The following is a 23856-nucleotide window of genomic DNA, read 5'->3' on the forward strand; positions in this document are numbered from 1 at the left end:
ATGACAGTTCTGCAACGCCGTAAACGACCGGTGTTTTTCAACGGTCAAGCCGGCTCGGATGCACTCGTGGACGCGGGCGCCATCGGGAAATAGACGTTGAACAGCGATCCATCTCCCGGGGCGCTTTCGACCGTCAGTCCGCCGCGATGGCGGTTGACGATATGTTTGACGATCGCCAGCCCCAGGCCCGTTCCCGGACGCTCCCCGCTCTTCTGGCCCTCGACGCGATAGAACCGCTCGGTCAGCCGCGGCAAATGCTCGCGCGCCATGCCTGGGCCATAGTCGCGCACGGTCACGACCACATAGCGCGCGCCTGCCTCACGATCGGGCGTCAGCAGCGACAGCCGCGTTGCGCCCGGCACCCGCGCCCCGGCCGCCGCCTCGACATCCAGCCCGTGCCGCACCGTCAGATCGACCCTGCCGCCGACCGGGGAATATTTGATCGCGTTATCCGTCAGATTCTGAATCACCTGAACGATCTCGTCGCGATCGCCGATGATCCGCGCGTCGCCCGGCTGGACGTCCAGCAACACGGTGACGCCCTTCTCCTGCGACAGCACGCTGACAGCATCGACCACGTCCGAGGCCGCCCGGGGCAGATCGACCTTCCCTGACGGTGGAATGTGTTCGTTCAGCTCGATCCGGCTCAGCGACAGCAGATCCGCGACCAGTCGCCCCATCCGGTCCGCCTGGGCCGCCATGATGTCGAGAAACTTGTCGCGCGCCTTGGGATCCTCCCTGGCATGTCCCTTCAACGTCTCGATAAAGCCGCTGAGCGAGGCCAGGGGCGTGCGCAACTCGTGGCTCGCGTTGGCCAGAAAGTCGACGCGCATCAGCTCCATGCGCCGCACGTCGGTCTCGTCCCGCAGACCCAGCAGGGCCATGGTCGCGGTGTCCGGCGAAGGCAGCGGTCGCACCCAGGCCTTCCAGTGGCGGGTCCGCGCACCTGCCGCGTTGTAGTCCGTCGTCCGGCTGACCCCGCCGAACAGGGCCTCGTCGACGGCTTCCAGCACATTCGGATCCCTCACGGCCGAGACCAGCAGGGCGCCTTCACGCTGGATTCGCAGAAGGTCTCGGGCAGCGCGGTTGGCCAGCACAATCCGCCGGCCGGCGATATCGTCCGCTTCCCCGCCGCTGACGATCATGACCGGGTCGTCCAGGGCCTCGAACACACTGTCCAGCAGACCAGCATCCTCGGGGGCCGACAGGCTGACTCCGGCGACCACTGCCGATGCCTCGTCCGCGACCTTCCGCGGCGCTCTAAGGCCCATCAGCGTCATGAAGCCGATCACCGCGGCGCCGGCGAGCAACCACGGAGCCGCGTCCGGTCGTGCGGACGCCAGGGCCAGCATGATGATGACGGCGACCCCGCCGGTGGCGCCGTTGGTCCAGAGTCTCGAGGTTGCAAGCGGGGCGACAGGAGACGGAGACTCATCGAACGGCATGGTGTCGTCGCGCCTTCTGTCCGACGCGCGGCCCCTCCGACGTCTCTACTTTTCCTAGAACGAGACACGCCGGAAAGGCGAGCGGATTCGGGTCTCAGGGCACTGCCACACTCGTTGACCTGTTTTTTTACCTCTGGCGTTCAAAGTGATCGCGAATGTCGGGGAAGACGCAGCTTTGAATTGGATACTGAACTGCCTGGTGGTGCAGCACGACTGGCGGCTCACGCTGCTGGCGGCGACCGTCTGCGTGGTCGGTCTGGCAACCTGCATCACCCTGATCGGCATGGCGCGCAACAGCACCGCGCGCATGCGTATGCTTAATGGCGCCGCGGCCGGCGTGGTCGGCGGTCTCGCCGTCTGGGCGACCCATTTCCTGGCCATGCTCGGCTACCGGTCCGATGCCCTGATCCGCTACGCTGCGGGCGAGACGCTGCTGTCACTGGGCATTGTCATTATCGGCATGATCCTGGGCGTCGCCGTCGCCCTGAACGGCAGTTCGCGGCTGACAAGAGGCCTGGTCGCGGCGCTGGCGGCGACCAGCTTGGCCGCGATGCATTTCGTCGGCATGGCCGCGATGCGGATTGAGGGCGGCGCTCTGGCCTGGAACTCTAGCGGCGCGGCCGCGGCCGTGGGCCTCAGCATCCTCCTCGCGCTCTGCACTGCCCTTTGGGTCAAGCGCGACGGCTGGTGGCGCATTCCCGCAAACACGACCTTTGCGGTACTGAGCGTCGTCACCCTGCATTTCGGCAGCATGTCGGCCATGGCAGTGGCTCCCGACCCGTCCTCGGTTCTGTCGGCCAGTCTGATCTCGGAATCGGGGCTGCTGCTCTGGGTCGTCGGCGGGGCCACCGTTGTGGTCATCGTCGCCTCGATCGTCACAAGTCTGGGCCTGTGGGGTCGTTCCACCGCCCTGAACCATCTGCGCGAAGCGATCGACACCATGCCCGACGGCCTGGGCTTCTATGACGCTGACGATCGCCTGCTGATCTGGAACGCCCGCTATGCCGAGGTGAACCCCGAGGTGGCCCACACACTGGCCGTCGGCGTCCGCTTCCGCGACATGCTCCAGCTTGGCGTCGACAACGGACTGTATCCAGACGCCATCGGCCGCGAACAGGAGTGGATCGAGGAACGCCTCGCCGCCCGTCGTTGTCTGTCGAACACCATGGAGCAACAGATCGCCGGCGACCGCTGGCTGCGTGTTCAGGACCGTCGCACCTCAAACGGCGGCATAGTCACCGTCGTCAACGATATCAGTGACTTGAAGCGCGACGCGAAGTCGCTGGCCGAGGCGCGGGATGCGGCGGAGGCGGCGAACCGAGCGAAGTCCGAGTTCCTGGCGAACATGAGCCATGAGATCCGGACGCCCCTGAACGGGGTCATCGGCCTGACCCAGGCCCTGGCCCGCACCCCCCTGGCGGCCGATCAGCGCGAAATGCTGGATCTGATCCAGTCGTCCGGCCACACGCTCCAGACCCTGCTCAGCGACATCCTGGATCTGGCGCGGGTCGAGTCCGGCCGCCTCGAGATCGCTGACGAGGTGTTCGACCTGTCGCGCGCGGTCAATGACGCGGCCCAGCTCTATCGGGAGCCGGCCTCGGCCAAGGGCCTGCAGTTCTTCGTCGAGATCGAGCCGGAGGCCAATGTCTGGGTCCGCGGCGACGTCGTGCGCGTCAAGCAGATCCTGACCAACCTCGTCTCCAACGCCGTCAAGTTCACCACCACCGGCTTCGTCAGCCTGACCGCCTGCGTGGGCAAGGACCGGGCCGGCGCGCCCATCATGCGATTCACGGTCGAGGACACCGGCGTCGGCTTCGACGCCGTAGCCAAGGCGCGCCTGTTCACCCGCTTCGAACAGGCTGACGGCACCATCACCCGCCGCTTTGGCGGCACCGGTCTGGGCCTCGCCATCTGCCGGCAGTTGGCCGACATGATGGGCGGCGAACTGGACTGTGAGAGCGAGCCCGACGGCGGCTCCGCCTTCATCCTCACCCTGCCCCTCGTCGTCGCCGAGGCTCCTGCTGCGCCGGTCGCGACCGCAACGACAATCGGGAACACCTCTGCCCAGCGTCTGCGCGTCCTGGTCGCCGACGACCATCCCACCAACCGCAAGGTCGTTGAACTGATCCTGTCGCAGGCTCCGATCGATCTGGTTCAGGCCGAGAACGGCGCAGAGGCTCTGGAAGCCTGCCGCGCCCAGAGCTTCGACATGATCCTCATGGACATGCAGATGCCGGTCATGGACGGTCTGACCGCTGTGCGGGAAATCCGTCTGCACGAGCTCGCCATGGACCGGGAACGGGCGCCGATCGTCATGCTGACGGCCAATGCCCTGCCCGACCACGTCGCGGCGGCCCAGGCCGCCGGCGCCGATCGTCACCTGGCCAAACCATTCGACGCCGCCGAACTGCTGGCTCTGGTGGCCGAGCTAGGCGGTGAGAACCAGCAAAAAGCCGCGGCTGCGTGAACTGCAAACTCGCGGCGACGTGAACGGGCTATCGCCGCCAATCCAGGACGTCTCGAACAGCAAAAGCCGCCGACACTGCGAAGTGCCGGCGGCCTGTTCTTTCTACTCGTAGCCGTGGGCGGCTTCGTTGATCACCTGTGACGGCATCTGGCTGAAGTCGACCGTGGTCGGGGCGGAGGCTACAGCCAGTTTGGTCTGGTAGGTCTTGATCACATGCTCCAGACGGCGGCGGACTTCACGTTCGGCCTCGGAGCCGGAATCCAGCGCCAGGGGCGCCAGGCAGAAGTCGATGATGGCCTGGGGGCGGCTCAGCGGTTCCATGGGTGTTTCTCCGGTTGACTATTCGGCCGCGACGAACTGTGCGGTCTCGGTGGATTCCTTCATGGCGGTCGTGGACGACTGCCCGTTGGAAATGACGGTGGCGACGGTGTCGAAGTAGCCGGTGCCGACCTCACGCTGGTGGCGCGTAGCGGTGTAGCCGGCCGCCTCATTGGCGAACTCGCGCTGCTGCAGCTCGGAATAGGCAGCCATGCCGCGATCGCGGTAGCCGTCCGCCAGCTCGAACATCGAGTTGTTCAGGCTGTGGAAGCCCGCCAGGGTCACGAACTGGAACTTGTAGCCCATGGCCCCCAGCTCGCGCTGGAATTTGGCGATGGTGGCGTCGTCCAGCTTGGCCTTCCAGTTGAAGGACGGCGAGCAGTTGTAGGCCATCAGCTTGCCGGGATGCTCCTTCTGCACGGCCTCGGCGAACTTCTTCGCGTCCTCCAGCGACGGATGGCTGGTTTCCCACCACAGCAGGTCGGCGATGTTGGCGTAGGACAGGCCGCGCGCGATGCAGTGGTCGAGACCCGTGCCTTCCTTCAGGCGGAAGAAGCCCTCCGGCGTGCGGTTCTCGCGGTCGATGAAGGGCTGGTCGCGCTCGTCGATGTCCGAGGTGATCAGCTGGGCGCTCTCGGCGTCGGTGCGGGCGACCGTTATGGTCGGCGTGCCCATGACGTCGGCGGCCAGACGGGCGGCGACCAGATTGCGAATATGGGCCTGGGTGGGAATCAGAACCTTGCCGCCCAGGTGGCCGCACTTCTTCTCCGACGCCAGCTGGTCCTCGAAGTGGACGCCGGCGGCGCCCGCCTCGATGAAGGCCTTCATGATCTCGAACGAGTTCAGCGGCCCGCCAAAACCGGCCTCGGCGTCGGCGACGATGGGAGCGAACCAGTCGCGCTTCGCGCCGCCCTCGGCATGCTCGATCTGGTCGGCGCGCTGCAGGGTGCGGTTGATGCGGCGGCACAGTTCCGGCGCGGCGTTGGCCGGATACAGTGACTGGTCCGGATACATGGCCCCGGCCGTGTTGGCGTCGGCGGCGACCTGCCAGCCCGACAGATAGATGGCCTTCAGACCCGCGCGCACCATCTGCATCGCCTGGTTGCCGGTGACGGCACCGAGGGCGTTGATGAAGGGCTCGGTGTGCAGAAGCTCCCACAGACGATTGGCGCCGCGTTCGGCCAGGGTGTGGGTGATCGGCACGGAGCCGCGCAGCTTCAGGACATCTTCAGGCGTGTAAGGGCGCTCGATACCGTCGAAGCGGCCTTTGGGCGAAGGAACGAGATCGGCGAAGGTGGTCATGGCGCTCTGCTCAGGATCTGACCGAGGCGAACGTCGCTTCGGTTCGGTCAGGACAGAGAACACGCCGCTGTCATTTCTGATACAGGTCGAGCGTGTTAGTTCGTGTCATGTTGTCATGATATGACCTTGCTATTTTTGTCATTATATGACAATTCCTCCCCATCACCGTGCACCCCGGCGAAGGCCGGGGTCCAGAGGCGAGACCGGTCGTGGGGGAGCTCGCGCGGTGAACCACTTTCCAGGTCGACGCTGGTGATCTGGACCCCGGCCTTCGCCGGGGTGCACGGAGGGAGAGATCGATGGACATCTCGGCCGATCGCAAGCTGTTCCTCGGGGCCCGTCTGAAGCGGCTGCGGCGCGACCGGGGCCTGACCCAGACGGCCATGGCTGGCGACCTCGGCGTCTCCCCCTCCTATCTGAACCACATCGAGCGCAACCAGCGACCGGTCTCGGCCCAGCTCCTGCTGCGTCTGGCCCAGACCTATGACGTCGACCTGCGCCAGCTGGGTCAGTCGGGTGCGGCCGGTGAGGCGGAACTGTCGGAGGTGCTCGCCGACCCCCTGTTCCAGGGCCTTGAGGTGCCGCGCCACGAACTTCTGCAACTGGCCGACGACGCGCCGGGCGCCGCCGAGGCCCTGCTGCGCCTGTATCGCGCCTTCGCCGAACAGCGCGACCGGTCCCGCGCCGCTCTGATCGACGGCGGCGAGGCCGCGAGCGGCCCCTCCCCCGCCGACTGGGTGCGCGACCATATCCAGTCCCGCGCCAACCATTTCCCCGAACTCGATACGCTGGGCGAGACCCTGCACGCGGCCCTCGACGCCAACCAGACCGGCGACGGGTTCGAGGGCCTGGCCCGCGTCCGCCTGCAGAGCCGTCACAACCTGTCGGTCCGCGTCATGCCGGCCGAGGTCATGGTCGAATGGACCCGCCGATTCGACCCGCACCGCCGCCGCCTGCTGCTGTCCGAGACACTGGGCCCGTCGTCGCGCGCCTTCGCCATCGCCTACCAACTGGCCCTGTCCGAGCACGAGGCCGAGCTGACAGCCCTGGCCGACGCCGCCCGGCCGCCGGACGAGACGACGCGCGCCCTGCTCAAGGTCTCTCTGACCAATACCCTCGCCGCCGCCATCCTGATGCCCTACGCGGCCTTCCAGCGCACGGCCGAGGCGACCGGCCATGATATCGCCCGGCTCCAGACCCGGTTTTCGGTCTCGTTCGAACAGGTCGCCCACCGGCTGACGACCCTGTCGCGCCCGACCGCGCGCGGCGTGCCCTTCTTCCTGATGCGGGTGGACCAGGCGGGAAACGTGTCGAAACGCTATGCCTCGGGCGTCTTCCCCTTCGCCCGCTTCGGCGGCGCCTGCCCGCGCTGGCGGCTGCATTCGGCGTTCCGCACGCCCGGCCGCCTCGTTACCCAGATCATCGAGACGCCTGACGGGAACCGCTGGTTCACCCTGGCCCGCACCGTCGATCGCCAGGGCCATGACGGCTACGGCGAGCCCCACGACCTCGCCATCGGTCTGGGCTGCGAACTGAAAGATGCGGCGCGGCTGATCTACGCCCGCGGCCTCGACCTGACGGCGCCCGAGGTCACCCCCATCGGCCCGGCCTGTCGCCTGTGCCACCGCCACCCCTGCGCCGAGCGCGCCGCCCCGCCGGTCGACCGGCCGCTGCGCGTCGACGACTGGTCGAAGTCGGTCAGCCCCTATCCATTCGCGGGGGGATGAGAACCAGGGTCATACGCCCGCGCCCTTCAGCCGGGCCGCGCGAAACGCCTTGGGCGTCAGGCCGGTCACGCGGCGGAACGTCTTGTAGAAGGACGAGCGGGTGTTGAATCCGACGCCCAGCGCGATGGCCAGGATGGTTTCGCGGCCTTCGATGATCTTCGGCTCGGCCGCGCGCACGCGCCAGCCGTTCACATAGTCGAAGAAGCTGACGCCGATCGTCTCGTTCAACGTCTGGGAGACGTGGCTGGGCGACGCTGACAGATGCCGCGCCAGCTTGTGCAGCGACAGGGCGGGATCGAGAAACAGTTGATCCCGCGCCATGACCGCCTCGATCTTGACGGCGATGCGGCGAGCTTGATCCGCCCCAAGGGCCGACCTCTGGTATTTCTGACCGGGCGAGACCGGATCCAGACCGGACGGGTCCGCATCACCCGCCGCCTCAAGATAGCGGCCCTCGAAGCCCGGTTTCTGCCGCAGTCCCCAGACTGCCAGCGAACAGACAAGCAGCAGCGCCATGACCGCACCCCCGCGCCGCGTGACCAACACGCCGCCGAAGAAATTCTCGATCACGACGGTGGCCGCCGCCAGGGTCCAAACGCCGACGACAACGGCCAGCAGCCCGCCGATCCAGCGCAGCTCGCGGTCCTCATTGCTCGCGAACAGATCCCTCAATCGCAGACGATACCGGGCCAGCAGCAAGAAGACCGACACGACATACCAGCCGGACTGAACCACCCAGGCCAGGATGAGGGCGAAGACAAACAGCACCACGGCGGAGGCATAGGCTGTCCCGACCTCCTCGCCCTCGACCAGCATCATCCGGCGAGCCTCTTCGGACAGACCCGCGAGCAGGATGACGGCGACCAGACCCAGCCCGAACAGAATGAAATGCCGGCCGTGCCGGGGCTGAAGGCGCCATGCCGCTTCCGACGTCAGACCCTCGACATACAGCCACAGGGTCGGCCCCAGCAGCAGCCATGCAGGCAGGGTCAGAGCGACGAACAGGGGCTCGAACGATGGGGCGAAGGCGGCGACCGCCGGACCCGCCACGACGACTCCGGCCGCCAGAAAAAACGCCGCCAGCGGCAGATAGGCCTGCGTTCTCAATCCCCGCATCAGCAGGATGATGACGCACAGGGCGATCTGGCCCAGCGCGGCCATAGCCAGGGCGAGGACGGCGGTGTCCACCAACGATAATCCCTCCAGCTCCCGCCATCAGACCGGTCGCCGCCGGTTATGGCAACCGGCCGTGTCCGATCCCACAGGCGTGGACAGGCAGCCGTGTCCACGCCGCCCCGCCCGGACGATCGCGCGGCGGGGATGCGGCAGAACAGTCCGACCGTTTGCCAACTACGTCCCAGAGAAGCCTGATGTCGATGTCGCCCTTGATGATGCTCCATGTGGGGACCGGAACGGTCGCCGTGCTTGCAGGCTTCATCGCGCTTCTGGCCCCCAAGGGGCGACCGGTGCACCGCGCGGCGGGTCATGCCTTCTTTGTCTCGATGCTGACGTCGGCGGCGGCCGGCGCCTGGATCGCCTTCTTCATCCCCCATCAGTTCATCGCCTTCCTGGCGGGGGTGCTGACCTTCTATCTGACCGCCACGTCCTGGCTGACGGTGCGCCGGGCCGAGGGCCGCGTCGGCCTGTCGGAACAGGTCCTGTTTCTCGCCATCGCCGCCACCGGAGCCGGACTGGTCGGTCTCGGATTTCAGGCGCTGGCCAGCGAAACCGGCCTGAGCAGAGGCTATCCCGCGTCTGATTATTTCTTCCTCGGCGGCGTGGCCGTGCTCGCCGCCCTTCTCGACGCAGCCACGCTGCTGCGCCGCGGCCTGTCGGGCCGGCAAAGGATAGCCCGCCATCTATGGCGCATGTGTTGCGCCCTGTTCATCGCGGCGGGATCGCTGTTCGAGGGTCCGGGAGCCAAGGCCTTTCCGGAGTTGATCCGTCAATCGGGCGTTCTGCCCCTGCCCACGCTCCTGGTCCTTATCCTGATGATCTTCTGGCTGACCCGGGTCCTGTTCACCCGCTGGTACGGCGGGCCGAAAGCGGCGGCCTGACGCAACGCGTCGGTCAGCCTCTCCGTTCGCAACCGGCCGACGTCGCGATAGAAAATCTACCACCGGCCGTCAGGAAATCCCGCTTGGCGCTGGTGGGCACATCGCCCAGCTTGCAGTCAAACTGCACGACTGGGGATAGTCATGACCAAACAACATTTACTGCGAACCGGCGCGCTGGCGCTCGTCCTCGGCTGCGGCGCGACTGCGGTCCATGCGGAGGAGCCCGCCGGCGCGCCACAGACCCAGACCCCCGGCGTAGCCCAGCTCGGCGACATCGTCGTCACCGCCCGCAGGCGAGAGGAACGCGCCCAGGAGGTTCCGGTCGCCCTGACCGTCATCGGCGGCCAACAGCTGGAAGACACCAATACCTACAACGTCGGCCAGCTGACCCAGCAGGCGCCCAGTGTTCAGCTCCTGTCGTCGAACCCGCGCAACACCGCCATCACCATCCGCGGCATCGGCGCCAGCTACGGCCTGGCCAATGACGGTCTGGAACAGGGGGTCGGCATCTATGTCGATCAGGTCTATTACGCCCGCCCGGCGACGGCGACGCTCGACTTCGTGGACCTCGAGCGGATCGAAATCCTGCGCGGACCCCAAGGCACCCTGTTCGGCAAGAACACCACCGCCGGCGCCCTGAACATCACCACCCGCGACGCCTCATTCACCCCGTCGGGCACGGCCGAGGTCACGGTCGGCAGCCTCAGCTTCGTCCAGGCCAAGGCGACCGTCACCGGCCCGATCATCGACGACACCCTGGCCGGGCGTCTGTCGATCGTCTCGACCCGCCGCGACGGCACGCTGGAGAACGTCCGCATCGGCCGCACCCAGAACGACCAGAACAGTTTCGCTTTGCGCGGCCAGCTGCTGTGGCAGCCCACGGAACAGCTGACGGTACGGGCCTATGGCGACTGGAACCGCCAGCTTCTGGAGTGCTGCACCCAGGTGTTCGTGACCGCCGGCGTGACCCTGAAGCCCCTCGCGCAGCAGTATGCCGCCCTCGCCGCCGGTCGCGGCTATGCGGCGCCCGGCGCCAACCCGTATGACCGGCTGGCCGACGTCGACGGCGACATCCAGGCCGACCAGTGGCAGGCGGGCGGATCGCTGATCGTCGACTACGACTTCGGCGACCTGCTGTTCACCTCCATCAGCGCGTACCGCGAGTGGGACTGGGAGCCCGCCAACGACCGCGACTATATCGGCCTCGATATCGTCCGGCAGTCCGCCAACCCCTCGCATCAGGACCAGACGACGCAGGAATTCCGCCTGTCGTCCGTCGGAAACAACCGCATCGACTGGGTCGGCGGGCTCTACTATTTCAACCAGACGGTCGCGACCAATGGCGTGACCGAATACGGCCGCGACGCCTCCTACTGGCTATTGGCCGCCGGCACGCCGGCCGCCCTGCTGGACGGCTACAAGGTCTTCAACGTCTCCTCGATCGAGACCACCAGCTACGCCGCCTTCGGCCAGCTGACCTGGAACGTCACGGACCGGCTGAAGATCACGCCCGGCCTGCGCTACACCCACGAGGAGAAGTCGGGCGAATACACGGCGACCGTCGCCGGCGGCCTCGTCACCAACGACGCGACCTTGCTGTCACGCCGCCTCGGCATCGCGCGGCCCCAGCAGTACGCCGCCGAGATTTCGGACGGCAGCCTGTCAGGCCAGGTCGCCGTCTCCTACGAACTGACGCCCGACGTCCTGACCTACGTCAGCTACGCCAGCGGCTTCAAATCGGGCGGCATTAACATGGCGGGCCTGCCGACCACGGCCGCCGGGCTCCCGGCCCTGACCGCCGCCGAGGTCCGGCCCGAGGAGGTCACGACCTGGGAGCTGGGCCTGAAGACCCAGGCCTTCGACCGACGCCTGACCGCCAACCTCGCGGCCTATTCGACCGGGATCGCCGACTTCCAGGCCAACGTCGTCGACGCGGGTCCCGGCGCCCTGCGCGGCTATCTGGCCAATGTTGAACGGGTCGAGATCAAGGGCGTCGAACTGGACCTCAACGCCCGCCCGACCGATGCGATCGACCTCTACGCCAACGTCGCCTGGACCGATGGCGAGTATACGTCGTTCACGAACGGCCCCTGCCCGCTGGAACGGGTCGGCGCCTCGACCGCAGCGTGCGATCTCAGCGGCAAGGCCCTGCCCGGCGTCTCGCCCTGGGCCGTGGCGTTGGGAGGTGAACTGCATGGCCCCGGCAGTGCGCTGGGTCTGTCGGGCGAGGTCTTCGTCGGCGCCGATGCCAGCTATCGCTCGACCTACAACTCCGACGCCGCGGTGTCCCGCTACACCGAGATCGAGGGCTACAGCCTGCTGAACCTGCGCGCCGGCTTCCGGTCCGACACCGGCTGGGAGGCGTCGGTCTTCGTCAAGAACGCCCTCGACGAGGAGTACCTCCAGTTCGTCAGCGTCCAGACCGGCAACTCGGGCCTCGTCATCGGCGCCCCCGGCGACGAGCGCACGATCGGGGTCACCCTGCGCGCCCGCTACTGAGCCAGTACGAGCCGGTCGCCCTCCGTGCGGAAATCCACGCCGGTGCGTTCGAACAGACGCGCGATCTCGGCGGCGGGATTGTCGCTTCCCTCGTCCAGCATCCGCTCGATGCCGATCCGCAGCGAGGGATCGCGCGACAGGTCGGTCAGCAGGGTCAGCCACTTTTCGCGCGTGACCGTCTTGTCGTCGGCATTGCGGCGCTGGAACTCGGCGACGACGTCGAGAAAGTCGCCGCCGGTCCGCTCGCGCTGAGCCCCTTCCAGCGCCAGGCTCCAGACGGCACCGCAGGCGTAGTAGGCGCGATTGTCGCCCCGCTCCCCGGCGGTCGCGATCGGCTTGCCGGTCGCCATGGCGATGCAATCGTCGACCTCGCGCTGCAGCTCGGTTGTCGAATCATAAGAAGGATCGACTGCCTTGGTCGCCCTCACGGCCATCAGGTCGGCGCCGCCCTCGGTGATCCAGGCGTCGCGGGCGCGCTCATACTTCAGCCCGTTCGATCCCATCCAGAAATGCGCGCTCTCGTGACCGATGAACCAGCGCGCCCGCGCCAGGGCCGCCGGCTCCGGATCCAGAACGCCCTCGCCCTCGAAATTCATCGAGATCATGCCCGGCAGAACGCTCCCGCCCATGCTGGACAGACTTTCGGTCGGGCCGGTCCAACTGACCATCAGGGTCGGCTGCCCGCCTTCATTGGGGCCGAGCCGGCTGCCGTAGAACTCCATGATCCGGGGCGTGAAATCGGCCAGCTGCGCGCCCAGCCAGACTGGCAGGCCAGGATCGATCACCGTGGTGACGCCCTCGCCAATCTCGACCTTGGCCTCCCCGAACAGGACATAAGTTCCGGCGTCCGCAGCCGTCACCTCGGCCAACCGTTCGCCGCGGAACAACACCGGTCCGGCGCGGTCGCGATAGGTGACCGCCGCCGGGGCTCCCGGCAGGTCGATCCCGTTCAGATCCATCGGCAGGGCGCGGACCTGAGCCAGTGAGACCAGCGGGCTGGCATCGAACTGGTCCGAATACAGGGCCACAGTTCCGTCGGAAAAGACCAGGGCCGGATCGTAGTCGGCCTCGAGATCGCCCGGCTCCGGCCGCATCGCGATCCGGAGATGGCGCGGTACGGAGCCGCCGTCGGCGGTTCGCAACACGTCGTAGTTTCCCTGCCGATCCAGAATCACGCCCGGCGTCTCGACCGACCAGCGCGACGGCCGCCACGCTGCACGCCCGACCCGCAACAGGGCCGAATGCTGGAACATCCACACCGGCGCGTCGGCGTTCAGGACGTATTCGACGCTCCAGCGGTCGCCATCCCGCACGACCGTCACGGCGACCGGATCGCTCGTCTGTGCCCGCGTCGGAGAGACCGCCAACGCCAATATGAGGGCCGTAGCCGCCAGAAGTCCGCGCATGATTATCCCCTCGCTTCGTCGAATGGGTATCGGCGCTGGCGAACGCGGTCACCTTAAGGTTTGCTCACTCAGCCGACGATTTTACGGCGCCGCTTCCACCGCCCTCTGCGCCGCCGCGAGCTCCCCGGCCATGACCGCCTTCAGCCGTTGCGGCGAGACGATCGTCACCTGTTCGCCCCAGGTGAACAGGTGCCAGGCCAGCTCGCGCATGCCCGAGGCCCGGAAGCGCACGACCACGCCGCCGTCCGCCTGATCCTCCAGCGTCTGGGTCGGGTGCCAGCGCCAGCCCCGCGCCTCGGCCGCCCCTTCGGGCGACACGCGCAGGACCACGTCCTCGATCTCGTCCTGATAGATGCCGAACGACTGGCTTGCGAATCCGGACAGGTCGAATTCCGGCGGCGGCGGGGCGAAGCCGTCCTGCGCCTCCACCGCACTCATCCGGTCGAGGCGGAAGGTCTGGATCCGCCCGCTCTCCCGATCCGCGGCGACCAGATAGTTGGCGCGACCGAACATGACGCCACAGGGCGCGACAGAACGCCGGCGCGCCTCCGCCCCCGGCCGTGAATAGGTGAAACCCAGCGGCGACTGGGCCAGGACCGCGCCCCGGATGGTGGCCAGCATGGCTTCGTCGGCGTGAGGCCGGGGGCCGGCCTGCACGGCGATGGTCTCGGCCCGGACCAGGGCCTCCAGATCGGGCGCCAGACGGTTCAGGGTCGTCGATCGCATCGCCGACTTCAGCTTGCGCTCCAGCCCCTCCAGCGCCGCCGCCCGGCCCGGCTCGCCCGCCGCCCGCAGGCCCTGCGCCGCCTTGGACAGTTCCAGCAGTTCGGTGGCCGTCGGAGCCTGTTCGAAGGCCGACAGGCCGCCCCGGATGCGCCAGCGTTTGGTCGGCGGATCCGAAACCTCCTCCACCGACGGGAACAGCAGGATCACGGCGTCTCGCATCCGCTCGGCCGTGCGTCGCCCGACGCGGGTCTCGAACGCCATCTCGTCCAGCGTCAGCCCCTCGGCCGACGCCGCCATGCGCCGCGCCAGTTCGATGACCATCACCGCCTTGTCGTGCCGCAAGCGCCCGCCTCCAAAAGGTACGTCCGAAACTGACGCAACACTGTCCTATCTCAGGATCAACAGCAACCGCTTCGAGACCGGAGACACCCCATGGCCCGCGCTTTCGCTCCCCAGACCCGGACCAACGCCTCGCGCTACCTGATCGTCCCGTGCGAGGCCGACGGCTGCGGCGACCTTGCCGTGATCTGGGATCGGCTGGAGGAACAGGTGGTCGACGTCATCGACGCCCGCGCCAGCGCCAGCGCCCGCTACTCGGACGAGGACGCCCTGTGGGACGAGGCCCGCGCCGCGGACGCCCGCTATGACGACTTCCGCATGGCGGCCTGATCACGTCAGGTCGGGCGACATACTTAACGTTAACAGCTGCGCCGTAGACCCATCGAACATCTCAGAGGGATTTCGATGCTACGGCCCAAACTTTCGCTTCGCCTGACTCTGGTCCTGGCGGTCGGCGCGGTCCTTCTGGCGTCCGGCGTCGGCGTGACCCTGGTCGGCTGGTCCACCATGCGAGCGGAAGCCCAGCGCAACGCCTCCGATCAGGGCGAGGCCCTGATGGCAGGCTATGGCGAACGGATCGGCAAGGAGATCGGTCAGGCGGTAAAGAACGTGTCGGTGGGCGCCGCCGTCGTCGAAAGCATGGTCGCCAATCCGGCGCGCGTCGATCGGGATGAGATCGGCCGCATCTTCACCCATCTGGTCAAGAGCAATCCCGATATCCTGGGCATGACGCCCGTGTTCGAGGCCAACGGTCTGGACGGCCGTGATAGCGCCTTCACCGCCCATCCGTATTCCGACGCCTCCGGCCGCTTCGTGCCCTATTTCTACTGGGGTCCCGACAGGACGGTGCTGACGGACAAGCTGGTGATGACCGCCGAGTCCGGCATCGACTCCTGGTACACCAGGCCCATGACCGAGGATCGGACCCTTCTGACGGCGCCGTATGTGTATCCGGTCAACGGAGAGCCGGTGCTTATGACGTCGGCCGTCGCAGTGGTGCACCGAAACGGCGCCCCGATCGGAGTGGTGACCACCGACGTGGCTCTGGACGAACTGTCGACGCGCGCCAGTCAGCTGCGTCCCTTCGGCGAGGGCGTGGTCAGCATCATCGGCGGCGGCGAACTGTGGGTCGCCAATCCCGACGCCTCCAAGCTCGGCAAGCCCGTCGAGGACAAGACCCTGACGGACCTGATCGCACGGGCCGCCCAGGACGACTATGCCCAGGAAGTCATCGCCGGCCCGAACGGCAAGCTGCTTCGCGCCGCCGCCCCCATCGTCATTCCCGGCACGGCCGACCGCTGGTGGGTGATCATCGAGGCGCCGCAAAGCGCCGTGATGGCAGGGGCGAACAAGGCCCTCAACCAGATGCTCATCACCGCCTTCCTGCTGCTCGTGCTGGCGGGTGCGCTGCTGTGGTTCGGCTCCAGGCTGATCGTCGAGCCCGTAAGGATGATGACCCGCTACATGGGCGGACTGGCGGCCGGCGACTACGACAAGCCCGTCCCCTACACCGCGCGCGGCGACGAGATCGGCGAAATGGCCCAGTCGGTCGAGGTGTTCCGCGGCGCCATCCTGGATCGCCGCCAGGCCCGCGACCGCCAGGAAGCGCAGGCCGCCGCCATCGAACGCGACCGTCGCGCCCAGGAGGAGTTGCGGCAGAGCCAGGAGGCGTCGCGGCAGAAGATCATCACGACGCTGGGGACCGGTCTGGGCCAGTTGGCTGCGGGTGACCTGTCCGCGCGGATCGACGATGTCTTCCCCGAGGAATACGAGGCCCTGCGGGCGGACTTCAACGCGGCGGTGAACGACCTGGGCGCCACCATGCGGGTCATCGTTGAAAGCGCCGGGGCCGTGAAGTCCGGCGCGGGCGAGATCACCGGCGCTACCGACGACCTGTCGCGGCGCACCGAGCAGCAGGCCGCCAACCTTGAAGAGACGGCTGCCGCCCTGGAGGAAATCACCGCCACGGTTCGCCAGACGGCGAAGGGCGCGGAGGACGTTCGTCGCGTCGTCACCGAGAGCCGTGTCGCCGCCGAAACTTCCGGCGTTGTAGTCGTCAAGGCCGTCGAGGCCATGGCCGACATCGAGAAGTCCAGCGAGCAGATCAGCCAGATCATCGGCGTGATCGACGAAATCGCCTTCCAGACAAACCTGCTGGCCCTCAACGCCGGGGTCGAGGCCGCCCGGGCCGGCGACGCCGGTCGCGGCTTCGCGGTCGTGGCGCAGGAGGTTCGCGGCCTGGCCCAGCGGTCGGCGGAGGCGGCCAAGGAAATCAAGCAACTGATCCACCAATCGACCAGTCAGGTCGCCAGCGGCGTGGACCTGGTCGGTCAGGCGGGCACGACGCTGAAGGCCATGGCGGGCCATGTCACCCGTATCGAGGGCCTGATCCAGACCATCGCCGCCTCGGCCCAGGAGCAGGCGACCGGCCTGCATGAGGTCAATACAGCCGTGACCCAGATGGACTCCGTGACACAGCAGAACGCCGCGATGGTCGAGGAGACGAGCGCCGCCAGCCACGCCCTGTCCGGAGAAGCCGATCAGCTCAGCGAACTGGTGTCGCGCTTCCGCGTGGACAAGATCGCGTCCCGCCCGGCGCGTCTGGCGGCCTGAGACACAGGCCAGACCGTCACTCCGCCGGCTCCAGGCTCAGCGGCTCGACGTCCAGCGATCGATCTGCCTCTGGGCCGGCCGCTCCACCAGGCGATGGGCGGCCACCGCCACCACGACGATCAGGCCGAACATCGCGACGGCGAACAGATCATTCAGCCAGACGGAGCCGAAGTCGATCCGTCGGCCACCGGGCATCCAGTCCAGCTTGCGGGCGATGATCATCATCACCGTCAACAGGAACATGTGCACCATGTAGATGGCGAACGACCATCGTCCCAAAGTCACCAGCGCCGGATGGTCCAGCCCCTTGGACAGGGCGCCGTCCTCGCCCGCGAAAACCCAGACCACGCCGATGAACAGCAGGGTCACGGCCACCGTGACCGGCCCCTCGGCCCAGCCGATGAAGACGCAGATCGCCACGACGGTCGCCACCTCCAGCGCGGTCGCGGCCCAGCCCTTCAGGCGGGGAATTCCCATCCAGACGCCCTGCAACAGACAGCCCAGGAAGAAGCCGTAGACCGCCCTCGGCACGGCGAAATCGTAGGTCGTGTTCATCCAGCGGCGAGCGAACATCAGAACCATGATCCCGCCGATCACCGCCAGCACCGCACCGATCCAGCGGAACCGCTTCGGCGCGACCAGCACCAGTCCGGCGAAAATCAGATAGCAGGCCACCTCGGCGCTCAGCGTCCACGCCGGTCCGTTCCAGGTCAGGGACGGCAGGATATGCCAGGCCTGGATCAGCAGCAGGTTGGCGAAGATCGCCTCCACAGACCGGTCGCGCGTAAACGGCGTGGCGAAGTCGATCTGGAACCACAGCCGGGCCAGCTCCAGCCCGATGAAGGCGCCCAGCATAAGCACATGCAGCGGCCAGACGCGCCCCAGACGGCGCACCATGAACCGTCCCGCTTCACGCGGGGTGTTCAGGCGTTCGGCATAGGCGTGGGCGATGACGAAGCCCGACAGCACGAAGAAATAGTCGACGAACAGATAGCCGTGCTGGACCAGACCCCAGTCGCGCCAGTGGCTGGCCACGGGCATGTGGAACATCACCACCAGCACGGCGCAGATGCCGCGCAGGGAATCCAGCGCCTCGAAACGGCGCGGCGCGGCTGTCGCGGAGGGAGCGGTGGTGGTCACGACGCCGTGATACAGTCAGACTCCCTTCGGCGACCAGCCCTCCGGCGCCATCTCGAACCCGGCGAAGTCGAATCCCGGCGAGACTGTGCAGCCCACGAGCGTCCACGGCCCCAGGCTGCGCGCCGCCTGCCAGGCGCCGGTCGGCACGACGGCCTGCGGCCGTTCGCCTGCGATCAGGTCAGGCCCCAACGCGACAGTGCGCTCGAGGGGATCAGCGATCCGCAGTTCCAGCGGCGCGCCGGCATGCCAGTGCCAGACCTCCCCCGCATCGACGCGGTGCCAGTGCGAACTCTCGCCCTCGGCCAGCAGGAAATAGATCGCTGTGCCAACGGACCGACCGTCGCCTTCGCGCGGATCGCGGAACGTCTCGCGATAGTGACCGCCCTCCGGGTGGGGCTTCAGATCCAGCAGGGCGATGATTTCGGCGGCAGTTAGCATGCCCGCACCGTAGCGCGTTCATCGTCGAATGTGAGGGAGTCCGCGCTCAAGCAGCGAGACGCCGCGCGTCGAACGGTAGCGCCCTACAAAGTAGCTCAAGCAGCGAGCGACCGCGTCGCTCGGGTTAGCGCACTAAAAAGGCGCTTGGAGGCCTGGCCTCCGAGTTGAACGGAGGGTCTACGGGTTTGCACACCCGTTGCGTCGCCCCTCCGCCACCAGGCCGTGTCCGAGAGCGATGACAGAATGTCGCAGATTTCCTAAGATCGTGGAATCGAACACGGTTGAAGCCGCATTCATCCTTTCGCCGCAACGCCACGCCATACTCGCGCGCTAATTGCAGGCTCTTGATCCGGCCGGATCTATTCGGGAAACCCTAGGCTCATGCGTTTCGACTACCGCCTCGCCCTGATCGCCTGCGTTTCGGCCTGCGCGCCGATGCTGCCGCCGCCGCCGGTGGTAGCAGGCGCGGCTACGACGCCTCCACCGCGGACTGAAGGCGGTAGCCCCATGATCATGACGCCGCCGCCGGGCCTCAACGCCGCAGGGACGCCTTCAACCGCCTATTCGCAGGACGCCGCCGGTTTCGAAGCCTGGAAGCAGGGCTTCCTCGCCCGCAAGGGCGGCGCCCGTCGCGCCCTCTATGAACAGCAGTTGGCCAGTCTCACGTTCGACCCGGAGGTGATCCGCCTGGATACCAACCAGCCGGAGTTCAGCCGCCCGGCCGGCGCCTATATCTCGAACGCCGCCTCCGCCGCCCGCATTGCCGAAGCGCGTCGTCGCATCGACGCCGTTCCGTGGGCCGTGATCCAGAGGTTTGGCGTGCCGGCCGAGATCCTGGTCTCCATCTGGGGAAATGAATCCAGCTTCGGCCAGGTCCAGGGCGACAAGGACGTGATCCGCTCGCTCGCCACTCTCGCGTTCGAAGGCCGCCGCCGCGATTGGGCCGAGCTCCAGTTGCTGAACGCGCTCGACATCGTCATCGACGGCCGCCGCGAGCGGTCGGGCCTGCTGGGAAGCTGGGCCGGCGCGATGGGCCAGACCCAGTTCATGCCGGACAACTATCTGAGGCTCGGCGTGGACCAGAACGGCGACGGCCATGTCGACATCTGGGGCTCGGACGCCGACGCCCTCGCCTCCGCCGCCAACCTGCTGGCCCAGGCAGGCTGGAAGCGCGGCCAGGCCTGGGGCTACGAGATCCAGTTGCCGGCCAACTTCGACTACACCCTCGCCGAAGCCGACGGCCGCCCGTGGAGCTTCTGGGCCCAGCGTGGCGTCAGCCTCGCTCGCGGCGGCGCGCCGTCATCGGACGAGGCCGCCGAGAACGGCGTGATCCTCTTGCCCCAGGGCGCGCGCGGCCCGGCCTTCCTGGCCCTGCCCAACCACTACATCATCCGCCGCTACAACAACTCGGTCAGCTATGCCCTCGCCATCGGTCTGACCGCCGACGGCATCGCGGGACGTCCGGGTCTGGTCGGAACCTGGCCCAATGACGGTCCGATCTCGCGCGAGCAGCGGTTCGGCGCCCAGACGGCCCTGGCCCGCGCCGGATACGACCCCGGCGTCATTGACGGAGTCATCGGCTCGGGCACCCGCCGCGCCCTCAAGCAATGGCAGATCGCCCACGGCCGCATCGCCGACGGCTATCTGACGGCGGCCCTGGCCGACGAGCTGATGCGCGGGATGTAGCCAGACCCGTGGTCAGCGTTTCCTGAACCGCGCCGCCTCGGCGGCCATGCCGGAGCCCCAGTCGCTCTGCTCCACGGCCGGCTCGGGCACGAAGGCCGCTTCAGGCAGCGTTCCCGCCACACCGCGCATGGCCAGGGCGAGCGGCTCGGCCATCACGGCCAGCATCCGCAGCGGCTTGCGCTTTGCGTCGCGAACGTCCCAGCCCTCGGCCTCGAAGAGGTCCGCCTGATCCTGAGGCGACAGCCGCTCGACCCCGTCCCAGTCTTCGGGACGCGCCGTGTCCTCCGCCTGTTCGGCGGTCAGGCCGAAGACGGCGACCAAGACTTCGTCCACCTCGGGAAACTCGTCGCGGCGCGACGGATCCGCATAGCCGGGCTTCATCAGCGCCTTGGCTTCGAGGTCGGCGACGCCGGGCAGGTCGAGAAGGCGGCGGAGAGTCTGGGTCATGGCGACGATCTATCCCCTCCCCGGCCTCCCGAAAAGCGTCAGCGCAGTTCCACCCGCCGCGCCCCCGCCGGGATGACCAGTTCGCGCCCCGTCCACTCTCCGCTTCGCCCATCAATGCGAATGCGCGCGGGCAGGGTCTCCCCCTCCGGCCATTGCAAGACAAAGCCGCCCGGTGGCGTCACGCCCGGCGACAGCGTCAGGGTGGTCAGGTCCCCCCGGCGACGCAGGGCGTAGGTCAGCGGTCCGTAGGGCGTTCGCACCTCGCGCACTCCGACGCCCGTCGCGCTGTCGATCCAGCTCATCGGCAGCCCCGCCGCGAGGACCAGCGCATGATCCTCGTCACGGTCGTAAACGAACAGGTCCAGCGCCGACCGGATATAGTCCGAGCTGATCCAGGCGTGCGGCATGTCGCCGATGAAGCGCGGCTCGCGCAGGTCGCGCCCCACCACCTCGGCCCAGCCATTCCACGTCTGCGGCCTGCGGTCGGCGAAGAAGAAGTCCAGCGCCGCCATGGCCCGCTCGCGCTGACCCAGCCGCACGAAGGCGCCGACGGTGCGGAGCTCATACGGCGTATAGTCGCGCCACGCCGTGCGGTTCGCTGCGCGCGCCGTGAAATTCTCCCAGTACTTCTCGAACGTCCGGATCAGCAGGCCCTGCGGGAGCTCGCCCTGAAGGCCGCCCGGCGACAGGCCGATGGTCGTGGAGGTGGCGTCGAAATCACCCCGGTCGGCCGCGCCCGCGATCCAGTCGATGCGGTGATGGATGGCCGTGCCGGTGATGGAGGCGGTCACGTCGGCCGCGAACTCCTCCCGCGCCGCCCCGAACCGCTCCGCCGCCTCGGTCTCGCCCAGGGCCTCTGCGATCTCGATGGCGTCGCGGTAGCCGAGCAGGCCCCAGAAGTCGTCCCAGTAGGACCAGGCCGCCCGGTCCGAATAGCCCTCGTGGCTGATAGACGGCGGCAACAGGCCGTAGAAGTGGCGCGTCGCCGGCGTCCGGTTCGCCTCGGTGCGGGTCGAGGCGCGCAGTGTATCCATATAGCCGATGGCGGCCTGCACCTGGGGCCAGACGGCGCGCAACTGGGTCAGGTCGCCGGTGTAGCGGTATGTCTCGGCGGCGAGGAAGACGAACTCGCCGTGGCTGTCGTTCTCTGGCACCGGATCGGCGCCCCGGCTGTCGACGCAGCAGGGGACCTTGCCGTTGTCGAAGACATAGGGTGCGTACCAGCGCAGATAGTCCTGCGACAGCGAAGCATGACCCAGGCGGTTCAATCCCTCGGCCATCATGGCGCCGTCGCGGATCCACGACCGATTGTAGCTGCGGGTGCCGGGCTGCAGCGCCGGGCCCTGGCGCGACATCAGCATGTGGGCCAGCGAAGTCTTCATCGTGTCCTCGATCCGCTGGCCCTCCGGCGGCGTGGTCAGGTCGAACCGGTCCAGCTTCTCGCGCCAGCCGGCGGCGACGCGGGTCTGGATCGTGTCCAGCGCCGCCTCCACGGAGGCCGTCGCCGGCAGGGCCGGTCGCGGCCCGTCGAGCGGCGAAACCCAGCCGAAGGTCCGCGTCTCGCCCGGCCGCAAGGTCACGGTGTAGAGCATCGCGCCCGCCATCAGGCCGGTGGCGTCTGCGGTCAGGGCTCCATCGCGAACGCCCTCGCCGGCCCGCGCGATCAGACTCTGGGGATCGGCCCCGGCGTCGAAGATCGCGGTGCGCACGGCGTCGGGCGCCACCAGCGGATGGACCCGCAGCCCGTCGTCCAGCACCAGTTCTCCGCCGTGCCACTGCATCTGTCGGATCGGGCTCGCGCCGCCCGGCACCGCCAGAAACTGCACCGGCCCGTTGACCTGCATCGGTCGCGCCGCCAGCGCCAGCGTGAGGTTCCGCTCCTGTAACGAGGTGTTGGTCAGGTCGTAGCGACCGTAGAGGGCGGCCGCGTCGGGCGAACCCTCGGCCATCGCCGTGACCTTCAGCCTCCAGTCCTCGTGGATCCATGTCACCGTCGGGATCGGCAGGTCGTCCTCGACGAGGGCCTGTTCAATCCGGGCATCGGCCCAGGTCACCAGCCGGCCGTTGTCCAGCACGAAGGGTTCGATCGAAGGTCCACCGCGCTTCAGCTCGATGGCGCCATCCTCGGAGATCAGGCCGCTCTCGCCGCCTCCATCGACCCCGACCAGGGTCCAGTAGGGCAGTTCGCCCCGGAAGCCGCGCGGATAGAGACCACGCCGACTCTGGCCCGCAATGGCGGTCAGGAAGGCGGTCTCGTCTTCTCCGAACGCCAACGGCTCAATGCGCAGGTCAGCCAGAGAATAGGCGGTCGCCGCCGCCCCTGTCGTGCCGAAGCCCGCACCCATCTGGCCCGATCCTGGAGCCGTCTGGGGCGCGGTCAGATCCAGCCTCAGCCAGCGAGCCGACGCTTCGCGGGTCCTGAGCCAGTCCGTCCCGCCGTCGCCGTGCTGCACCCTGGCGATCTCACGCCACTGGCGGCGGTCTCCGGACGCCATGACGCGATAGGCGGACGCCGCCCGGCCCTCGGTCCAGCGCAGGGTCAGGCCGCCGAACTCGCGCTCGTAGCCGAGATCCAGCGTCAGGCTCTGCTCGCCCGCACCGATCGTGGTCCATGCGCTGAGAGGGTCATCATCCACACTCAGGGACGCGACCGAGTTTCCATCTTCACTCGTCGCCTCGGCGACCGGGCGCGGCGGAACCGACGGCTCCGGCGGCAGGGTCCGCAGGGTCAGGTCGTCGATCTCGATGAAGCCCCGGCCGCCCTCTCCGGCCGTGACCACGAACTCAACCCGCTCGGCGCCCCGGAAGGTGCGATCCGCGTTCGGGCCCCAGGCCCAGGCGACCTGACGCTTCTTGATCGTGAACAGGGTCCAGCCGTCGGGGAAATCGTAGCGGGTGGTCTGGCGCCAGTGGACGTTCTCGCCCGAGGCGTCGGTGAACTTGACCTCGAAGGTGTTGGTCGGCCCCGCGCCCCGGACCCGGAAGCGGATCTCGTAGTTTTCCGGGGCTTCGAACGACAGATCGCGCGCGGCGAAGGCGTAGCCGGACCGGCCATTGAAATCATAGTCGAGCCGAAGCGCCTGTCCGCGATGACCGGGCGCGCTCGACAGGGTGGAGGTCACATCAGTCGAGGCGTCGGCGGTCCAGGGCGCGAGGTCCTCGAACGTATCCAGCGTCCGGGTCGACTGGGCCTGAACCGGACCGGCCAACAGCAAGGCGGCGATCAGCCCGAGGAACACACGCATA

The 23856-nt window shown here is 67.9% G+C and carries 17 protein-coding genes; 7 read left to right on the plus strand and 10 right to left on the minus strand.

Translation table 11 applies throughout. The annotated features are described in order from the left end of the window. Nucleotides 1-44: 44 nt before the first annotated feature. Complete coding sequence (locus ACW17Y_RS09510) at nt 45-1445, minus strand: sensor histidine kinase (RefSeq protein WP_492035474.1); 1401 nt, start codon at nt 1443-1445, stop codon at nt 45-47. Between the two features lie 175 nt (nt 1446-1620). On the opposite strand from ACW17Y_RS09510, the gene ACW17Y_RS09515 reads away from it, so the two are divergent. Next, complete coding sequence (locus ACW17Y_RS09515) at nt 1621-3912, plus strand: response regulator (RefSeq protein WP_492035475.1); 2292 nt, start codon at nt 1621-1623, stop codon at nt 3910-3912. Nucleotides 3913-4014: 102 nt separating this feature from the next. On the opposite strand, the gene ACW17Y_RS09520 is transcribed toward ACW17Y_RS09515, so the two are convergent. After that, on the minus strand, nt 4015-4233 hold the full coding sequence (locus ACW17Y_RS09520) for a hypothetical protein (RefSeq protein ID WP_309627955.1): 219 nt from the start codon (nt 4231-4233) through the stop codon (nt 4015-4017). An 18-nt stretch (nt 4234-4251) separates the two neighbouring features. Continuing rightward, a complete protein-coding gene (gene aceA / locus ACW17Y_RS09525) occupies nt 4252-5532 on the minus strand; it encodes an isocitrate lyase (protein WP_492035476.1) in 1281 nt (426 codons plus the stop codon). Nucleotides 5533-5831: 299 nt separating this feature from the next. Between aceA and ACW17Y_RS09530 the strand changes: the two genes are divergently transcribed. Then, the gene (locus ACW17Y_RS09530) at nt 5832-7259 is read left to right on the plus strand and encodes a helix-turn-helix domain-containing protein (RefSeq protein ID WP_492035477.1); all 1428 of its coding nucleotides are present in this window, start codon (nt 5832-5834) and stop codon (nt 7257-7259) included. Nucleotides 7260-7268: 9 nt separating this feature from the next. Here the strand turns inward: ACW17Y_RS09530 and ACW17Y_RS09535 are convergent, their stop codons facing one another. Continuing rightward, complete coding sequence (locus ACW17Y_RS09535) at nt 7269-8447, minus strand: helix-turn-helix domain-containing protein (RefSeq protein ID WP_492035478.1); 1179 nt, start codon at nt 8445-8447, stop codon at nt 7269-7271. 182 nt (nt 8448-8629) lie between these two features. On the opposite strand from ACW17Y_RS09535, the gene ACW17Y_RS09540 reads away from it, so the two are divergent. Then, nucleotides 8630-9316 carry a DUF2306 domain-containing protein gene (locus ACW17Y_RS09540; protein WP_492035479.1) on the plus strand — a complete coding sequence of 229 codons (687 nt, stop codon included), beginning with the start codon at nt 8630-8632 and terminating at the stop codon, nt 9314-9316. A 141-nt stretch (nt 9317-9457) separates the two neighbouring features. After that, nucleotides 9458-11815: a TonB-dependent receptor gene (locus ACW17Y_RS09545; protein WP_492035480.1), complete on the plus strand. Its 2358-nt coding sequence runs from the start codon at nt 9458-9460 to the stop codon at nt 11813-11815. Here ACW17Y_RS09545 and ACW17Y_RS09550 read toward each other — a convergent pair. Both ACW17Y_RS09550 and ACW17Y_RS09555 read right to left on the minus strand, forming a co-directional pair. Then, nucleotides 11809-13221 (minus strand): hypothetical protein, encoded by a 1413-nt coding sequence (locus ACW17Y_RS09550; protein WP_492035481.1) that lies wholly within the window; start codon nt 13219-13221, stop codon nt 11809-11811. The genes ACW17Y_RS09545 and ACW17Y_RS09550 overlap by 7 nt on opposite strands. Nucleotides 13222-13302: 81 nt before the next feature. Next, nucleotides 13303-14289 carry a helix-turn-helix transcriptional regulator gene (locus ACW17Y_RS09555; protein ID WP_492035482.1) on the minus strand — a complete coding sequence of 329 codons (987 nt, stop codon included), beginning with the start codon at nt 14287-14289 and terminating at the stop codon, nt 13303-13305. A 90-nt stretch (nt 14290-14379) separates the two neighbouring features. Between ACW17Y_RS09555 and ACW17Y_RS09560 the strand changes: the two genes are divergently transcribed. Then, entirely contained in the window at nt 14380-14616 is a 237-nt protein-coding gene (locus tag ACW17Y_RS09560) for a hypothetical protein (protein WP_492035483.1), read from the plus strand. Nucleotides 14617-14691: 75 nt separating this feature from the next. Next, on the plus strand, nt 14692-16899 hold the full coding sequence (locus ACW17Y_RS09565) for a methyl-accepting chemotaxis protein (RefSeq protein WP_492035484.1): 2208 nt from the start codon (nt 14692-14694) through the stop codon (nt 16897-16899). A gap of 36 nt (nt 16900-16935) precedes the next feature. Here the strand turns inward: ACW17Y_RS09565 and ACW17Y_RS09570 are convergent, their stop codons facing one another. Then, a complete protein-coding gene (locus ACW17Y_RS09570; protein ID WP_492035485.1) occupies nt 16936-18039 on the minus strand; it encodes an acyltransferase family protein in 1104 nt (367 codons plus the stop codon). Between the two features lie 15 nt (nt 18040-18054). Beyond that, nucleotides 18055-18477, minus strand: a complete 423-nt coding sequence (locus tag ACW17Y_RS09575) for a cupin domain-containing protein (protein ID WP_492035486.1) — start codon at nt 18475-18477, stop codon at nt 18055-18057. Between the two features lie 381 nt (nt 18478-18858). Here ACW17Y_RS09575 and ACW17Y_RS09580 point away from each other — a divergent pair, with 381 nt between their 5' ends. Further along, nucleotides 18859-20163, plus strand: coding sequence for a lytic murein transglycosylase (locus ACW17Y_RS09580; protein WP_492035487.1), 1305 nt, complete (start codon nt 18859-18861; stop codon nt 20161-20163). 12 nt (nt 20164-20175) lie between these two features. Here the strand turns inward: ACW17Y_RS09580 and ACW17Y_RS09585 are convergent, their stop codons facing one another. Together ACW17Y_RS09585 and ACW17Y_RS09590 are read right to left on the minus strand one after the other, a co-directional pair. Beyond that, nucleotides 20176-20610 carry a hypothetical protein gene (locus ACW17Y_RS09585; protein WP_492035488.1) on the minus strand — a complete coding sequence of 145 codons (435 nt, stop codon included), beginning with the start codon at nt 20608-20610 and terminating at the stop codon, nt 20176-20178. A gap of 38 nt (nt 20611-20648) precedes the next feature. Next, on the minus strand, nt 20649-23855 hold the full coding sequence (locus ACW17Y_RS09590; RefSeq protein ID WP_492035489.1) for a discoidin domain-containing protein: 3207 nt from the start codon (nt 23853-23855) through the stop codon (nt 20649-20651). Nucleotide 23856: the final 1 nt, after the last annotated feature.

The sequence above is a fragment of the Brevundimonas sp. AVps7 genome, from assembly GCF_058681545.1.